Origin of the sequence: Streptomyces actuosus (assembly GCF_016921115.1) — a bacterium.
Classification (GTDB): Bacteria; Actinomycetota; Actinomycetes; order Streptomycetales; family Streptomycetaceae; genus Streptomyces; species Streptomyces actuosus_A.
Map to the genome: position 1 here is coordinate 1 of NZ_JAFFZS010000011.1, position 13,626 is coordinate 13,626.

A 13,626-nucleotide genomic window follows, 5' to 3' on the forward strand; every position below is an offset into this window, starting at 1 on the left:
CACCCCCCACCCCCGCCCGTGCCCGGGCCCACCCCGGGCCCACCCGCACCGCACGGGCCTTCGCGGCCCGCGCCGACGGAAGCGGAACACCCAGACCAGGGCAGGATCAGTCCCAACCCCCAGGACCCGCCCACGTCCACCCTTGGCCCGGCCCCCCGGCCCCACCAACCCCCTCCACGCGGGACCGGGGGCCGGGCCACCAACCACGAGCGCAGAAAGGCCGCAGGCATGAAATTCGACAAGTGGGCCGAGCGCCTGGACCAGGTCTACATGGACGGAACCCAGCACGACTGGCGTGATGAGGACAAGACGGCGTGGGAGGATGCCATCCGCGAAATGGCGGCCGAGTTTCCCCACATCACCATCACGTGGATGGATCCAAAGTGTGGCTGCTGCACCTTGGACGCCCCGGCGCTGCTCGCCTTCGACGACCCGCGGGGCCCGGGTGCATTCGAATTGCTCTACCCGACCTTTCGCCCGACACACACCTACTACCTGGGCTGACGACGCCCCCCGCGAGGTCTGCTCGACCTTGATCAAGTCCCAATGCGAGGGCGCGGTGGGGAATCGGCCGGCGGGGTGGTCATGTCGCGGCGCGCAGGGTGGTGCGGCGGGCGAAGGCTGTGACGCCGGGTAGGTCCGGCCGACGCGCGGCGACCTCGGCCGTCAGCGCGCGGACTGAGGGGCGGCGGGCCTCCTGCGGCGCGGCTCGTTCCACGAGTTGTAGCTGGACGAACGCGGTCGCCACGTCTCCGGCGGTCAGCAGGGCGCGGGCGGTGTCGGTCGCCGCGCGGGCTCGGCGCTCCGGTGTGGTCAGCGCGGTCGGCTCCAGGCCCGCGGCGTACGCCAGGGCTCGGTCGACGTCGCCGAGCTTCTGGTGGATGCCGACCCGGTACAGCACGCACTGCGCTGGCGACAGCTCTGCGCCAGCCGGTACCCGTCCGCGGTCGCGGAGGAGGCGGGCCGCGGTCTGTTCGGCCAGGGACGCAAACTGCTCGGCGACGGCGGGCATTCGGGCCTGGGCGGCGGTGTAGGCCGCGGTCAGGGCCACCATGCCGGACGCGTCCAGGACGGCCGCGGACGGCCGGGGAGCGGTGCCCAGCTCATCGTGCGCTTCTGCGAGCAGTTGCAGGGCCGTGTCCGCGCGGCCCGTACGACGCAGCGGTGTCGCGGCCGCGCGCGCGGCGGCCGCGAGGAGTTCCGGTCGGCCCGAGCGGCGGGCCGCCGTCCCTGCCCTGACCGCGAAGGCGGCCGCAGTGCCCATCTCAGCTTCCTTTGCTGCTAGTTGAGAGACGAGTACCCATACCCCCGCCGCGCGGCTGGCGCCGACTGGGTCCGTTCGCTCGCTCTCGCTCGCGCGGGCGATCATCCCTGGGAGCATCTGGTGGAGCCGGTCGTATCTGCCGGCGGCGAACAGCCTGCGCGCAGCCGGCAGATCCCCCTCGTCCAGGTGCTGGCCGTGTTCGCCGGCCAGCACCGCTGTCGTGCCGCCCGTCCACAGCACCGCCGCGCAGAGCCCGGTCTCCAGTACCCTCCTGCGCTCCATGACCACGCCACCGTCCTCCCCGGCCGCTGTGTCCCGAGCGTCCCCCCGGCGTATTCGGCCCGATGTTGCGACGGTACGGGTCTGGCCGTGCCTCGGGCAGGGCGCACGTCTGTCGGCTCCGTGCGCCTCTTGCGTCCCTGGCGCGCCGGGGCCGTGGGCGAAGGGCGGGTAGGCGGCTGTGCGTAGGCGAGGCCCTGAGGGCATGGCACGGTCTAGGGACGGCGGCGATCGGGTTGGCCCTCTCGCGCCTCCGGCACCTGGTCCGGGCATTGAGGCAGACGGACTCTTTTTGTTGTTGCATATTGCGATTCCAATATGTATTGTTGCTCTTGCGGGGCCGGGGAGCGAAGACCTTCGGCCGAGAAGCCACCCGACCAGCGGACCGCCGCCCGCGGCCTCGTCGGGGAAGAAGACCCGGCCGAGGTCACCAACTGGATGTCCCTGGAACGGCCCCGCGCCAGAACGGCCCTTCCCATGGGGCCGGCCGTGCCTACCCACACCACTCCGACGATCGTGAGAGCTCGCGTTGTTCTATCTGATGATGTGCCCTTGTTGCGGCCGCCCGACGTTGTTTCACGAACTGGAGCGACACACCGCCCCGAGCCTCTTGATCGACCCCGAGACGGGCCTGCCGCCTGGTATCTCTCCCGACGGTCGCAGCGTGGCCGCGTCGCCAGAAGCCACAGCCAGAGCGCGTAGGCGGCCCCTGTGCCAGTCGTGCATCAGTGACGTAGAGGCCGGCGGCGCGGTGACCTTCTCCGTACGTCTGAAGGGCGAGCAGACGGCGATGGCCATCGCATCTGAAATGCCCCTCCTCGACGATGAGGGCCGGGTGATGGCCGTCCGCTGCCCGGCCGCCGGGTGCGGTGCGGTTGTCGATCTGATCGATGGCCGGCTGGATCGCCACCTCGTGCGCGGCCAGAAGTGCCGGACTTCGGGCGTACAGGTGGTGGTCGCTGAGGGCTGAAGCGTGAGCTAAACAGCCTCACGTCGGCCTTCGACTGCTGATCACACCTACCGCCTGGCTGACTTTCCAGCCCTCCGGGGCCCATGCCCCAACCCCATCCGACCCCGCTTGTCGGGGCGCGCAAGCAGGAGGACCGCGCCTTGAGCACCAAACTCAGCCCCTCCGACCTGGCCGAGGTCGAAGAACTTCTCGCCCGTTGGAACGAGGCCGTCGATGGCGACAGTAACGACGCCGAGCACGAGATCGGCGTCGACATGTCGGAGTTCCTGTGGAGGCTCCACGGCGGTCTGCCCGAGCGTGAGCTCTGATGGCCATCTACCGTCCCGGCGAGGTCAACTGCGGCCACTGCAACGAACCGACTGGGATCCCGGCTGACGACTGGGTCGGAGAAACCCGTACCGAAGACGGCGACTACGTCGCCTCCGTTGACCCCTGTGTGCGCTGTGAGGTTCACACCTACGGCACCCACGACCGCTGCCCCGACGACTGCCCCGACTGCGCCGAGAACGACGCCGCGTAAGGCATCGGGGCAAACAGATGCGGAGTTGATCTCAACATGAGCGCCCCCGTCCCGGGAACCGGGGCGAGTAAGCGTCCCGCGAGGCGTCGCAAGGTCAAGAACGCTCGGACCGGCTCCGTGGGGAGCAAGATCCTGCCGGGCCGGTACAGCGATGAGGGCGAAAAGGGGCCCTGGTTCCGCCGTCTGGTTCGCCGCGCCGAGACGCGCAGCTGGCGGCGTGAGGCATCGCGGTTCTGACGGCTGCCCTCAACCAGGCCTTGGCGTAACTCCGGACGGCCGAAGAGCCGCACACAGCCAAACGCCTACGGCCCCACTCCTTCCGCCGGTTCGAGGGCGCCGGCCGAGCGACCGAAGCCCCTCTACTTCACCGCTGCCGACAACGCCCGCGGTGCTGTCCCTCTTCATGCGCGCCCGCCGTGGCGCTCGATCGTAGGAAGAATCGTGTCTGCTGATCTGCAGCTCCGCATCCATTCGATTCCCGCTTGCGAGGTCGTCGCGCTTCTCGACCTCATGCGGGAGCACAGGCTTCGCGGCGAGTATGAGCGTGGTCCCTCCGAGACCCTCACGCTGGGACAGGTCTACCGCGCCCGGGACGCCGCATTGGGCCTCTGCGAGGAAGTAGCCGCGCGGCTGGAGGAGGACGCTCCGAACGCCGTGTTCGAGCTGTGGCAGGACCCTCACTGGAGCGCCGACGGGCACTACCACGCGTACGCCCCCGACTTCGGGCACTTCGAGGCTGGTTGCGATGCCGAGGGCGTTCCGCATGTCGGCGTGCACGAACTCATCCAGCGGCTCAGCAGCAGCCCGGAAGCGACACTCGGCGACTGGATGGCGGGTGAGGGTGCCGACCTGCTCGGCACCGCCGTGCTCGCCGTGGTGGGCAAGTATCGGGCCCAGCAGTCGTCAGCCTCCTGATCCGGGCAGGCTCCTCCCTCCTCTCACTCCGTCGGGGCCGGCTGGCCCGTGATGCGCGCTGAGGCGCAGCGTCGCTACTCCGCGATCGCCTCAGAGGCGACGCACGCCCTCAGCCAGGCCCTCGTCGGCTCCCCACCCACGATTCACTGGAGAACTGATCATGGCGGACATCCGCATGCGCGTCCTCGGGCACCCCTGGGAGCGAACCACCGTCTCTACCGACGCCGGAAGCCGGGAAGAACTGTTCATCGCCCTCTTCCTCAGGGCGATGGAGACCGTCCCCGAACTGCTCGCTTTGCCCGGTGACCTGGAGGCTTACACCGTGCGCTGGGACGGCGAGGAGGTGTCGATCTTTCACCCGGATGTGGAGCAGGCCGTCTTCCGCGCCCAGCCCGACGCCGAGGGCTCTGCGCAGGGGGGCGCTCCGGTCGGGACGCGGCCGCCCGAGCTGTGGCGCGAGGAGCGCGGCCACGGCTTCTACCCGGCTCCGGAGGTGCTGGCCGAGATCCCGGCTCTGTGGGCAACGGTCCTGGAGCCGCATGAGCACAGGGTGGTCGGCCTCCGGTACTACTCCGCCGAGGCTGAGTGGTACGTCGTGGAGGTCGACGACGCGAGCGGCCGGGCTTACGGGTGGTCGTGCCTGGGGGGTGACCTGTCGCAAGGCGGGTGGGGCCTGATCGATCTCCCGGCTCTGGAGTCACTTGGTCCGGACGATGACCCGTCCCAGCTGGTCGTCCGCGATCTCGATTTCACACCCGATGCCGCGGCCAGTGAAGTCTTCTCGGCAACATGACGGTTGCGGTGTGTGATCAAGCCGGGCGGCGGGATGGTGACTCGGTGTCAGACATGAGTGGAGCCCCTGGTAGGAACGGGTCTGCGAAGATCACGTTCCGTACAACCAGAGGCTCCACGTGGCGTCCAGTATCACCTATACCGCCGTGCTCGATGTCCGCAGGGCGACCGCCGAGCATCTCGCGAAGCTGCTGCGCGGGCACCGCGAGCAGCTCGGAACCCGCAAGGGCACCCGTGCGCTGGGCGTCTTCAGACAGGCGGTGCTCGTGCTGCGCTGGTTCGTCGACGGTACCCGGCTGGTCCAACTCGCCCGGGACAACGGCATCTCGGTACCGACCGCCTACCGCTACCTGCACGAAGGGCTGACGGTGCTCGCCGACCACGCGCCCGATCTGTCCACCGCGCTGGAGAGGGCGGTAGCGGCCGGGTACACCCACCTCAACCTGGACGGCACGGTCATCCGCACCGACCGCGTGGCCGCCGCCGGCCCCAACGGCGCGGACCTGTGGTGGTCCGGCAAGCACAAGCATCACGGCGGGAACGTGCAGGTCATCGCCGCCCCGGACGGCTGGCCGCTGTGGGTTTCCCCGGTCCGCCCGGGCCGTGAGCACGACACCACCTGCGCACGGGCCCACGGCCTCGTCGACGCCCTGAACCGGCTCGCCGCCACCCTGGGCGTCCCCACCCTGACCGACCTCGGCTACGAGAACGCCGGGCCCGGCTTCCGCCACCCGGTCAAGAAGCCCAAGGGTGGTGAACTCGCCGAGCCCGACCAGGCGTTCAACGCCGTGATCCGGGGCGTCCATACGGTCGCCGAACGTGCCAACGCCCTGCTGAAGGTGACTTTCAAGGCCCTGCGCAGGGTCAGCCTCGACCCCGCGGCCATCACCCGCATCGCCCGAGCCGCCCTCGTCCTGCTCCAGCTCGAACACAGCCGCACTGCCTGAACGAAGATCACAAACCGTCACGAGACGTTACCGAGAAGAGTTCAGTGTCTTGCCGAAGGGCCGCCCTCACGATTCTTGCGGAGATGCGGATTGCCCGGTGTGTCCGCCCGACTTCATGACGGCGTACGTTGCTCGGCTGCGGGGCGTAATCGCGGAGCACGGGTTCGCTATCCAGCCAGTTCTTGGTGATGAGAGTTCTGCTGCCTATTGCTACACCATCGGTCTGCACGAATCTCTGGGGTGCGAGTTCGTGATGGCCGGCCTGGACGTCCGGGTGATGCAGGGCCTGCTTCACTCCCTCATCGAGCGGTTCGCCGGATCGTCTGGTCCAGTTGACGGTGAGGCGCTGGACGGGGTTCTTGCGAACGGATTCCAGCTGCTCATGCGCCCCGTGACGTCCCTGGAGCCCTTCTCGATGCTGCGGGCGGTGTACGGCCAGGAGATTGCCGTGCCGTATTGGCAGGCCGTGTGGCCCGATAGTGCCGGCATCTTTCCGACGGACGCTTCCTGCTCGCTTTCTCCTGGAACCCAGCCGCTTCTTTAGCCCAATTTCGGGTTTCCGACTCTTTATGTCTAGGAGATTCTTCTGTGCGCCAGCCTGAACCATTGAATGCCATTGATGAGTTGCGGCTCTTCCTGGATTTCGCAGTTCCGCTGTGCGGTGCTGACATCGCGTACAAGCTCAGGCAATGGGGCCATTCGCGCGAGCAGGCCAAGGCCTGGCTACGTGGCGAGGCCGAGCGCGCTGGTGGCAGCCTGGGCGAGAACGGTGACGCGATCCAGTTCAGCGATGGTCGTCCTCGGTCGGGACGCGCGCAGAACCGTGTGGCCCGGACCGCGAGCGAACTGGCGCGCGGCGTGGCAGCGGCGGCGCTGCTCGCCCAACTGGAAGGGAAGAGCGGCGTCGAGGCCTTCGGCGGCTTCTACGGTGTCACCGCCAGGCCCGCCGAGGCCGACACGCCGCGCGTTCAGGACAGTGGCGACGATGCCGTCGGTGTCGCCGCTCGCGGTACCTGTCCTGTGCGGAAGCCGACGGCGTGATGCCTTGTGGCAGTCCCCGCCGTGCTTGTCCTCGTGCTTCGTCCCGGGCCGGTGGAAATCGGTGCAGGGGCTCTTGGGTCATTCGTTAGGCTCGCCGTGGCCCGTGCCGGAATGGAGTGTGCGGGACAGGCCCCGGTCCCCGTGACGGGACGCAGTACGGCCGGGGCCGCCACTCCCCGGGCGTAGGTCGTACGCCCGCCGGCGGCTCAGTCCAAGCGGGAGAAGTCGAGATCCACCAGGATCTCCTTGAGGTCCACCTTCTCGTCGCGGCAGAAGCCCCGAAGCTCGTCCCACATTTCGGGGACTCCCTCCAGAGCGCCACTGAGCAGGGACAGTTGTCCGCGGTCCTCGTCGTACTCCTCGGCGTGGAGGTAGACCATCTCCGCCTTCTGGAGTTCGCGTACGACGCTGAGCAGCGTCGTACGGTCCGCCGAGAAGCGCCTCAGCACCAGTTCGAAGTCCGTGGTCTCCTCGTGCACGACGAGGGCGAGCACCTGTCGGGCCATCCGCGTGAGGCCGCCGACCCGCCCCGCGAAGCGGTTGACCAGCTGAAGGAAGTCCTGTTCGTCCGACGGGTCCTGGTTGGCGTCCTCCCAGGCGAAGAAGCGCGTCATGGTGGTGGCGGGGCGGACCAGGGAGCCGTTGACCGTGTCGCGGAACTCGGCCTCGATGTCGTCGACCGTGTAGCGGTACGTGGCCTCGTGCTTCTGTTTGACTGCCCGCAGGTACTCGACGGTGTAGTCGTGCCGGGTGACGCTGCTGTCGATCAGGTCGTGGTGCACCCCGCACAGCAGCATCAGATTGTCGAAGTCCCGTAGCTGGTCGACGTCCTGGCCGTCCCACGCCTCGTGACGGGCGCTACCGGGCTCGGCACCGATGATGTGGGCGATCTTGCCGACCCAGGCGCCTTCCTCCGTGACCAGCCGGGTTGAGCAGTGCGGGTCGCCCCAGGCGCATTCGTTGCCGGAGAACGCCCACAGCCGGCGTGCGACGCCGGACAGCGGCTCCTTGCGGTTCTTCTCGGAGCCGTTCGTCCGCTTGGCCACAGCCCGCCCTTCCTTCGCCCTGACGACAACGCGCAGCGTAGTCCAGCTGATTGAGGTGCGGCGGGCGTGCTGATTGTCCGGCTGCTACCAGCGCAGGGTCGGCCGGGGGCGGGGGACGAGTTCGGCTTGCTCGGCGACGGCGACGAGGCGGTCGGCGGTCTCTTGGCCGACCGCCTCGACGAGGCAGTCGAGGTTCGAGGCGATCAGGAGCCAGGAACGCCCCGGCAGCACGCTCAGACGGGCGACGGCATCCGCGAGTGCTCCCGCCTCCAGGGCCATCATGGCCTGGACGTCGGCGGGGTCCGGCTTCAGCGGCACCTTCGCCTCGCGCACCAGGTCGACGGAGAGGGTCAGGTCGTCGATGACCGTGACGGCGGTGGTGTTCTCGATCATGCTGGGCTCGTAGCTGCGCTTGAGCTCATAAGCCTGGTGGACGGTGATGTTCTCCTCGCGGTAGCCGGCGGCGAGGAGACGGCGCAGCCCGGCGTAGGCGGCGTGGGACTTGCCGGACCAGTGCGGTCCCAAGAGGAGCAGACGGGCGGTGTCGCCGGCCAGGATGGTGGAGCACCACTGGGCGATGGCGGGGTGGTCGGTCTCGGCATCGCTGAAGAGCGGGGGCACGACGGGCATCGGCACAGCGTATGTGGTCGTGCAGCTGGCGGTTGTGCTGGGTCTCATGGCGGGCGCTGCTGGCTGGCGTGGGGGCGAGGCGGGTCTGTTCTGGTGTGGGTGAACTTCGGGCGTTGTCGCCCGCTTCCGTGTCGTGGCCGGGATGATGTGGCACGTGCGGGGCCGCGGCGGCCGCGGGAGTGGGGTCAGGGTGAGCAGGTGGGGTAAGCAGCAGGACCGGCTGGTGGTTCGGGCCGTCGACGTGCTGTCGGGCGTGCTGAGCGGCGCGGCGCCGGAGCCGGCCCGCCGTGTCGTCGCCTCCCGGGCGCTGCTGGCCGTCGAGGAGTTGGTGTTCCCGCTGCACGAGGAGCTGGTGCTGGCGGAGAACGCGGACGATGCGGCCCGGGAGGCTACCGACGAGCAGTGGGCGGACGACGCTGCGGTGCGCCGTTGGCTGACCGAGACGCTCGCCGAGCACGCCTTCTCCTACAACGAGCTCCATGAGGTGTGGGAAGACGATCCGGATCACGTCGAGCCCCAGGGGGAGCACCCGGTGTGGGCGCTGCTGGAGCTGTCTCCCTTCGCGCGGCGCCTACGGCTGTTGCAGGAGGCGGCCGCCAAGACCGCGGTCGGCCTGGGGGGCGACGTCGGCGTCGGCGCGCACCAGATCGGGCACTGGGCGGCGGGCCGGTCCCGGCCCGTTGAGCGGGAGGCGCTGGCTCGGGCGCTGGGTGTTCATCCGGCGTGGCTGCACGCGGCGCGCGACGAGCAGCCCGATGTGCAGCTGTACCGGTTCGCGTCCTGCCCGTGCGAGAAGCCGACCGCTATGGCGCGCCTCGGGCTGGGCCGGGAGGAGCCGGACTGGTACGACAGCCCCGCCGAGCAGGCTGCCGCCGTGCACTGGTGCGGCTGCGGGCAGTCGTGGGTGAAGGACGTGGCCGGGTGGCTGCTGCCGCTTCCGCCGGGGGAGGAGCCGGCCCCGTCCTACGGGGACCGGGTCGACCTCGGCCATCCCCTCAGCCGCAGCCCCTCTGTGACACTCGACGAGCCGTGGCCGCGGGCACTGTGGCAGCCTCCGGCTGGCAGGAAGGGCCGCGCCCGCACCGCCTACCGGGTCCCCGAACTGCTCACCCGGGAGCCGCAGGCCCTGCCCGTACGGCCGGATGTCGCGCGCGTCGTCGTGCCGGAGCCGGTGTGGGGTGCCGGTTCGGCGGAGCGGCTTGCCGCGAACGCGTCGTGGTGCCGCACCTGCCGGGCCCTGGTCGACGCGCCCAAGGGGACGGCCGGCGGCCCGTGGGTTCTGCTGCACCGCAGCGAGCCGGAACGCGAGCTGAGCACCTGGACCTACCCCACCGAGAAGGACGCTCTGCACCACGGCGCCCATCTGGCCATGACGTACCTGCAGCTGGACGACGGTCCCCTCGACCGCGTGGCACTGGACCTGTTCACCGGCCAGGCGCACGCCCAGGTCATCGACCGGTTCCTCGAACTGCACCCCGAGACGACCCAGTTCGAGGTCGCCGAGCTCGTCCCCATGCGCCCTGACGAGTTCTGATCGCCGACGCGCTACCCCGGCCGCGCCGGGTCGGGCGGTCAGGCGTCAGCCGTCGTCAGCCAGGCGATCCACGCGCCGTCCTGTGCCCGGCCCAGGTGAAGGTCCGGCGTGTGATCGGCCATGCGGGCACAGATCCGGCCGTAGGCCCCGTGGCGGGCGGGGCACAGCCGGGCCAGTTCCTCGGGGGTGAGCGCCGCGAGGTCGTCGGGAAGGTTCTGGCCGGCCGCGGTCGCGCGTGCCTGGGCGCCTCGGCGACGCTCGACGGCGTCCCGGCGCTCGGCGAGCAGGCGCAACCAGCGCAGGTCGCTGTCGTCCTGGTCGCCCGCAGGGGTGTAGAGGCACTGGCGCGCACCGTGCTCGTCGAGCTCGTCGACGACGGTCATGCCGATCGCCTCGAGCATGCGGCACGAGCCGCTGTTGGCCTTCTGGGTGACCGCGACCAGCGGGCCACCGCCGTGGACGGCGTCCGTCCACCAGCTGACGGCTGCCGCGACGGCCTCCCTGCCCAGGCCTTCGCCCCAGGCGGCGGGGAGCAGCTGGTAGGAGATTTCGGCGCGGCCCTCGCACCTGTGGTCGGCGCCGATGGTCACCAGGCCGATCGGCCGCTGGTCGGCGACGCGGACGACGGTGAAGGCGCCGGCCGTCGTTGGGTAGGCGGCCTGCCGGGCGGCGACGCGATCCTCCGTGACCGGACCGCCGAGATGCGCGCGCACCCGGTCGTCGGTCAACAACTCGCTTACCAGGGGGCCGTCTTCCCGGGTGACCGGCCGCAGGAGGAGACGGTCGGTGCGCAACTGGGCGGGCCAGACACGGTCCAGGGCGGTGTCGACAGAATCCATGGCGCTCACCCTTCCTTGAGCCGAGCATCGCCGTGCGGGATTCGCCCGCTACAGTCACGCGGCAGGGGGCCGGAGCCACTGACATTGGCTCCGGCCCCTGTGTCTGGCGGCGAAAACGGGTCAGTCGGTATCCTCGCGCGGTTCGAGCAGGGCGAAGTACGTCTCACGCTGCTGCTCGGTCAGCTCGCCGTCGAGCGAGAGCGCCGACCTCAGGGCGCTCAGGGTGTCCGCCGCCGGCATCTTCCACGTCTTGTGGGCCTGGCGCTGGATCTCCCCGATGGTGGCGTACGCCTCGCCGGGGAAGCACCGGATGTACCAGTCGAGCAACTTGCCCACCGAGGGCGTCAGGTTGAGGTGCCACCACTCCGGGGACGCCTCACCATCCGTGGCATCCTCGTCGTCGGCGAACATCTCGACGGTTTCGGCGAAGTCGTGCAGCACCGCTGCCCGCACGGTGCGCCCGAGGTGTTCAGTGGGGACGATCTGGTCGAGGCCGGCGGCCACCGACCAGGCGAGCTCGCCCGCGATCTGGGTGACGGACTCCTTGTTGCGGTGGCGCAGCACCCACCGCTTGCGCACGTCGGGCCGGTCGTACAGGGCGTGCTGGAAGTCGGCGGCGAACCGGTCGCGCACCTCGGCCGCCCCGGGCGAGAGGGCGTCACGGTCGCCGGCGGACATGGCCTCTCCGACGCCCGTGTAGGAGCGCTTGCGGGCCTCCACCCAGTCATCGGCCACCGCGCGGGCCCACTGGTCGCGACCGCCGACGACGGCCTGCGGGCGCGGGACCTCGCTGTTGCCGCGTGAGATGTAGGCCCGCAGCGTCGAGGCGGTGATGCCGCCCAGCTCCGCCATCTCCGGTGCGCCGATGAGCTGCGCCCCCGTCAGCTCGGGGCTGGAGACGTCGACCACGCACCGCTCCAGCGGCAGGGCACCGTCCTGCTCCTGGTGGTGCTTTGCCCACAGCGCCAGGTGTTCGAGCCAGTTGTCCGGCCGCGGGGCGTCCGGGTCGAAGGTGGCCACCTTGCTGACGTAGGCCTTGGCCGGGTCGGCGCGGCCGTCGAGCATGTCGGAGGCGGTGACGGTGACGGCCATGCGGGCCTTGCGCTTCTCGTAATCCTGGGCGACGGGGTCCCAGACCTGGCCGGGCCGGTACCACGTATCACCGTTCCACCAGTAGCCGCCGGCGCGGAACAGCAGCACCTCGCCGTCCCACTCGGTGTGCAGGCCGGAGGTCTCGCCGTCCCGCACGAGCAGCACGGTCCGGCCGTGGTCGGGGTGGTAGCGCACCGCCCAGCCGAGCGCGTGGTTGAGCGGGTCAGTGGTGAAGGCCCGCCAGCTCTTGTCGGAGCGGTCCCTGTCGAAGCGGCCCCACATGCCCGGGCCCCGGTTGCGGCCGATGGCCTCGATGGCCTCCGGCCCCTCGTCGAGCGGGAGGTGGGAGTCGTCGATGAAGGGCAGGCCCGGCACCGGATGATCGGTGCGCAGGCCGTTGGCGAGCGGAAGAACGTGATTCAAGGCTGATTCCTCGTTTCACTTCAAGTGCTGCACTCCTTGTGCATCACTGATGTTGTCTCCCTTATACATGTGCGGCAACCCTCTTCGTGCAGCCGTTTCCAGCCAACCTCACAGCCAGTCGTCCGGGAACCGCTTACAGAGGTGACCGCGTCGGATACCTTCCTCTCTCATCCAACGCGACGGACAGGACACGACGACTCGTCGCAGCGCGTCACGACAGGAAGGAAAGCCAGCCCGTGCTCGAGTACTTCGCCCATGACGAGCCCCGCCCCGCCCCGTTCAACGCCGACGAGCTCAAGCCGGAGCACGCCAAGGCCATCGGTGCCTTCCTGGACGAGCGCGTGAAGGAACTCCGTGCAAAGCATCCTGCGGGCAGCCCCGAGGAACGCGCGGCCCGCGCCTTGAAGGAAGCCGTTGGCGTGCACCTCGACGCGCTCAACGAGTGCTTCGAGGATGAGGAGCCCGACACCCTCCAGGCGCGTAAGACGTCCTGGAACCGGCTGGTGTTCATTGTCTGGCCTTGGGAGGGAACGGAGGGATACGACGCCTACCAGTGGCGGCTGGTCCGCCACCTTGACGCCGACGCCGCGGTCGAGAGCGCCCGCCGTCTGCTCGCCACCCGCCAGGAGGTCGCGGACAAGAAGCGTGCCGAGCGGCAATAGCCACGGCCACCCGGCACCTCGGGCCGCTCAGAGCCAACCGTTACGGCGGACGGGGCCCACTGCGGGCTGAGAGTCACCAGATAGAGGCGGCGACGTGGCGTTTGCAGGGGACGCGATGATGCGGGGCCCTGTACCCCTTGAGCGCTCTGAGCTTCGGCCGGAAAGGACCATGCCCGCAGCCGGTTCAGGCGGCTGGACGGACGTCTTCCTGCTCGAGGGGCGCGCCTTCCGGAACGGCGCCCTTCGCGTGCTTGAGGGCCTGCCGTGCGGCGACCATGTCTGGGCCCTTGATGCCCTCCTGTTCGCAGTGCGCCCACCAGGTGTGGCACTGCACCAGCGCCGTGGCGGCGCGCAGTTCCTCCATGAGCCGGTCGAACTTGTTGGCCTCGTCGGGCGTCCAGCCGGGCGACGCGGGTCGGCCGCACCGTTCCCTTCCCTGCTCCGTCTCGTCTGGCCAGCCGGCATGAGGTTCACGGGACCAGGGGAGCGTCGCCTGGTGGGCGCGGAGAGCGGCGTACAGCTCCGTCACCTGGCGCTGGGCCGCGACCAGGTCGGCGGGGAAGTTCCGCGGGTCGAACGGGCCCGGTTCTGGTGCGGGGGTACTCATGCTTCGGAGCTTAGTTCGACCGGCTGACAAACCTCCGCCAGCGCGCGACCGTGCATCTGACCGCT

At 69.8% G+C, this 13,626-nt stretch carries 17 protein-coding genes; 11 read left to right on the forward strand and 6 right to left on the reverse strand.

Going from position 1 to position 13,626, the window contains the following annotated elements:
* Positions 1 to 228: 228 nt before the first annotated feature.
* The gene (locus JS756_RS15935) at positions 229 to 504 is read left to right on the forward strand and encodes a hypothetical protein (protein ID WP_205383781.1); all 276 of its coding nucleotides are present in this window, start codon (positions 229 to 231) and stop codon (positions 502 to 504) included.
* Positions 505 to 583: 79 nt separating this feature from the next.
* Here JS756_RS15935 and JS756_RS15940 read toward each other — a convergent pair whose 3' ends face one another.
* Entirely contained in the window at positions 584 to 1,546 is a 963-nt protein-coding gene (locus tag JS756_RS15940) for a transcriptional regulator (protein WP_205383782.1), read from the reverse strand.
* Between the two features lie 526 nt (positions 1,547 to 2,072).
* Here JS756_RS15940 and JS756_RS36795 point away from each other — a divergent pair.
* From JS756_RS36795 to JS756_RS15980, 8 genes are all read left to right on the forward strand, one after another.
* Positions 2,073 to 2,513, forward strand: coding sequence for a hypothetical protein (locus JS756_RS36795; protein ID WP_240203850.1), 441 nt, complete (start codon positions 2,073 to 2,075; stop codon positions 2,511 to 2,513).
* 140 nt (positions 2,514 to 2,653) lie between these two features.
* The gene (locus tag JS756_RS15950; RefSeq protein ID WP_200402129.1) at positions 2,654 to 2,821 is read left to right on the forward strand and encodes a hypothetical protein; all 168 of its coding nucleotides are present in this window, start codon (positions 2,654 to 2,656) and stop codon (positions 2,819 to 2,821) included.
* Positions 2,821 to 3,033 carry a hypothetical protein gene (locus tag JS756_RS15955; RefSeq protein WP_205383783.1) on the forward strand — a complete coding sequence of 71 codons (213 nt, stop codon included), beginning with the start codon at positions 2,821 to 2,823 and terminating at the stop codon, positions 3,031 to 3,033. Before JS756_RS15950 ends, JS756_RS15955 begins: the two co-directional genes overlap by 1 nt.
* Before the next feature lie 441 nt (positions 3,034 to 3,474).
* Positions 3,475 to 3,948, forward strand: a complete 474-nt coding sequence (locus JS756_RS15960) for a hypothetical protein (RefSeq protein ID WP_205383784.1) — start codon at positions 3,475 to 3,477, stop codon at positions 3,946 to 3,948.
* A 160-nt stretch (positions 3,949 to 4,108) separates the two neighbouring features.
* The gene (locus JS756_RS15965) at positions 4,109 to 4,741 is read left to right on the forward strand and encodes a hypothetical protein (protein WP_205383785.1); all 633 of its coding nucleotides are present in this window, start codon (positions 4,109 to 4,111) and stop codon (positions 4,739 to 4,741) included.
* Between the two features lie 118 nt (positions 4,742 to 4,859).
* Positions 4,860 to 5,687, forward strand: coding sequence for an HARBI1 family protein (locus tag JS756_RS15970; protein ID WP_205383786.1), 828 nt, complete (start codon positions 4,860 to 4,862; stop codon positions 5,685 to 5,687).
* 115 nt (positions 5,688 to 5,802) lie between these two features.
* A complete protein-coding gene (locus tag JS756_RS15975) occupies positions 5,803 to 6,231 on the forward strand; it encodes a DUF4262 domain-containing protein (RefSeq protein ID WP_205383787.1) in 429 nt (142 codons plus the stop codon).
* A 62-nt stretch (positions 6,232 to 6,293) separates the two neighbouring features.
* Positions 6,294 to 6,728, forward strand: coding sequence for a hypothetical protein (locus JS756_RS15980; RefSeq protein WP_205383788.1), 435 nt, complete (start codon positions 6,294 to 6,296; stop codon positions 6,726 to 6,728).
* A 206-nt stretch (positions 6,729 to 6,934) separates the two neighbouring features.
* Here the strand turns inward: JS756_RS15980 and JS756_RS15985 are convergent, their stop codons facing one another.
* A complete protein-coding gene (locus tag JS756_RS15985; protein WP_205383789.1) occupies positions 6,935 to 7,774 on the reverse strand; it encodes a hypothetical protein in 840 nt (279 codons plus the stop codon).
* An 84-nt stretch (positions 7,775 to 7,858) separates the two neighbouring features.
* Positions 7,859 to 8,404 (reverse strand): hypothetical protein, encoded by a 546-nt coding sequence (locus tag JS756_RS15990; protein ID WP_205383790.1) that lies wholly within the window; start codon positions 8,402 to 8,404, stop codon positions 7,859 to 7,861.
* Between the two features lie 190 nt (positions 8,405 to 8,594).
* On the opposite strand from JS756_RS15990, the gene JS756_RS15995 reads away from it, so the two are divergent.
* Complete coding sequence (locus JS756_RS15995; RefSeq protein WP_307790703.1) at positions 8,595 to 9,938, forward strand: XRE family transcriptional regulator; 1,344 nt, start codon at positions 8,595 to 8,597, stop codon at positions 9,936 to 9,938.
* A 38-nt stretch (positions 9,939 to 9,976) separates the two neighbouring features.
* Here the strand turns inward: JS756_RS15995 and JS756_RS36800 are convergent, their stop codons facing one another.
* Positions 9,977 to 10,777 carry a GNAT family N-acetyltransferase gene (locus JS756_RS36800; protein ID WP_240203851.1) on the reverse strand — a complete coding sequence of 267 codons (801 nt, stop codon included), beginning with the start codon at positions 10,775 to 10,777 and terminating at the stop codon, positions 9,977 to 9,979.
* 120 nt (positions 10,778 to 10,897) lie between these two features.
* Positions 10,898 to 12,292, reverse strand: a complete 1,395-nt coding sequence (locus JS756_RS16005) for a hypothetical protein (protein ID WP_205383791.1) — start codon at positions 12,290 to 12,292, stop codon at positions 10,898 to 10,900.
* Positions 12,293 to 12,528: 236 nt separating this feature from the next.
* On the opposite strand from JS756_RS16005, the gene JS756_RS16010 reads away from it, so the two are divergent.
* Entirely contained in the window at positions 12,529 to 12,954 is a 426-nt protein-coding gene (locus tag JS756_RS16010; RefSeq protein WP_205383792.1) for a hypothetical protein, read from the forward strand.
* A gap of 184 nt (positions 12,955 to 13,138) precedes the next feature.
* Here JS756_RS16010 and JS756_RS16015 read toward each other — a convergent pair whose 3' ends face one another.
* Positions 13,139 to 13,561, reverse strand: a complete 423-nt coding sequence (locus JS756_RS16015) for a DUF8825 domain-containing protein (protein WP_205383793.1) — start codon at positions 13,559 to 13,561, stop codon at positions 13,139 to 13,141.
* Positions 13,562 to 13,626 lie beyond the last annotated feature (65 nt).

Coding starts and splice junctions, on each gene's coding strand:
- JS756_RS15990 (WP_205383790.1), bottom strand. CDS start 8,404: ATGCCCGTCGTGCCCCCGCTCTTCAGCGATGCCGAGACCGACCACCCC.
- JS756_RS16015 (WP_205383793.1), bottom strand. CDS start 13,561: ATGAGTACCCCCGCACCAGAACCGGGCCCGTTCGACCCGCGGAACTTC.
- JS756_RS36800 (WP_240203851.1), bottom strand. CDS start 10,777: ATGGATTCTGTCGACACCGCCCTGGACCGTGTCTGGCCCGCCCAGTTG.
- JS756_RS15975 (WP_205383787.1), top strand. CDS start 5,803: ATGACGGCGTACGTTGCTCGGCTGCGGGGCGTAATCGCGGAGCACGGG.
- JS756_RS15965 (WP_205383785.1), top strand. CDS start 4,109: ATGGCGGACATCCGCATGCGCGTCCTCGGGCACCCCTGGGAGCGAACC.
- JS756_RS15940 (WP_205383782.1), bottom strand. CDS start 1,546: ATGGAGCGCAGGAGGGTACTGGAGACCGGGCTCTGCGCGGCGGTGCTG.
- JS756_RS15955 (WP_205383783.1), top strand. CDS start 2,821: ATGGCCATCTACCGTCCCGGCGAGGTCAACTGCGGCCACTGCAACGAA.
- JS756_RS15935 (WP_205383781.1), top strand. CDS start 229: ATGAAATTCGACAAGTGGGCCGAGCGCCTGGACCAGGTCTACATGGAC.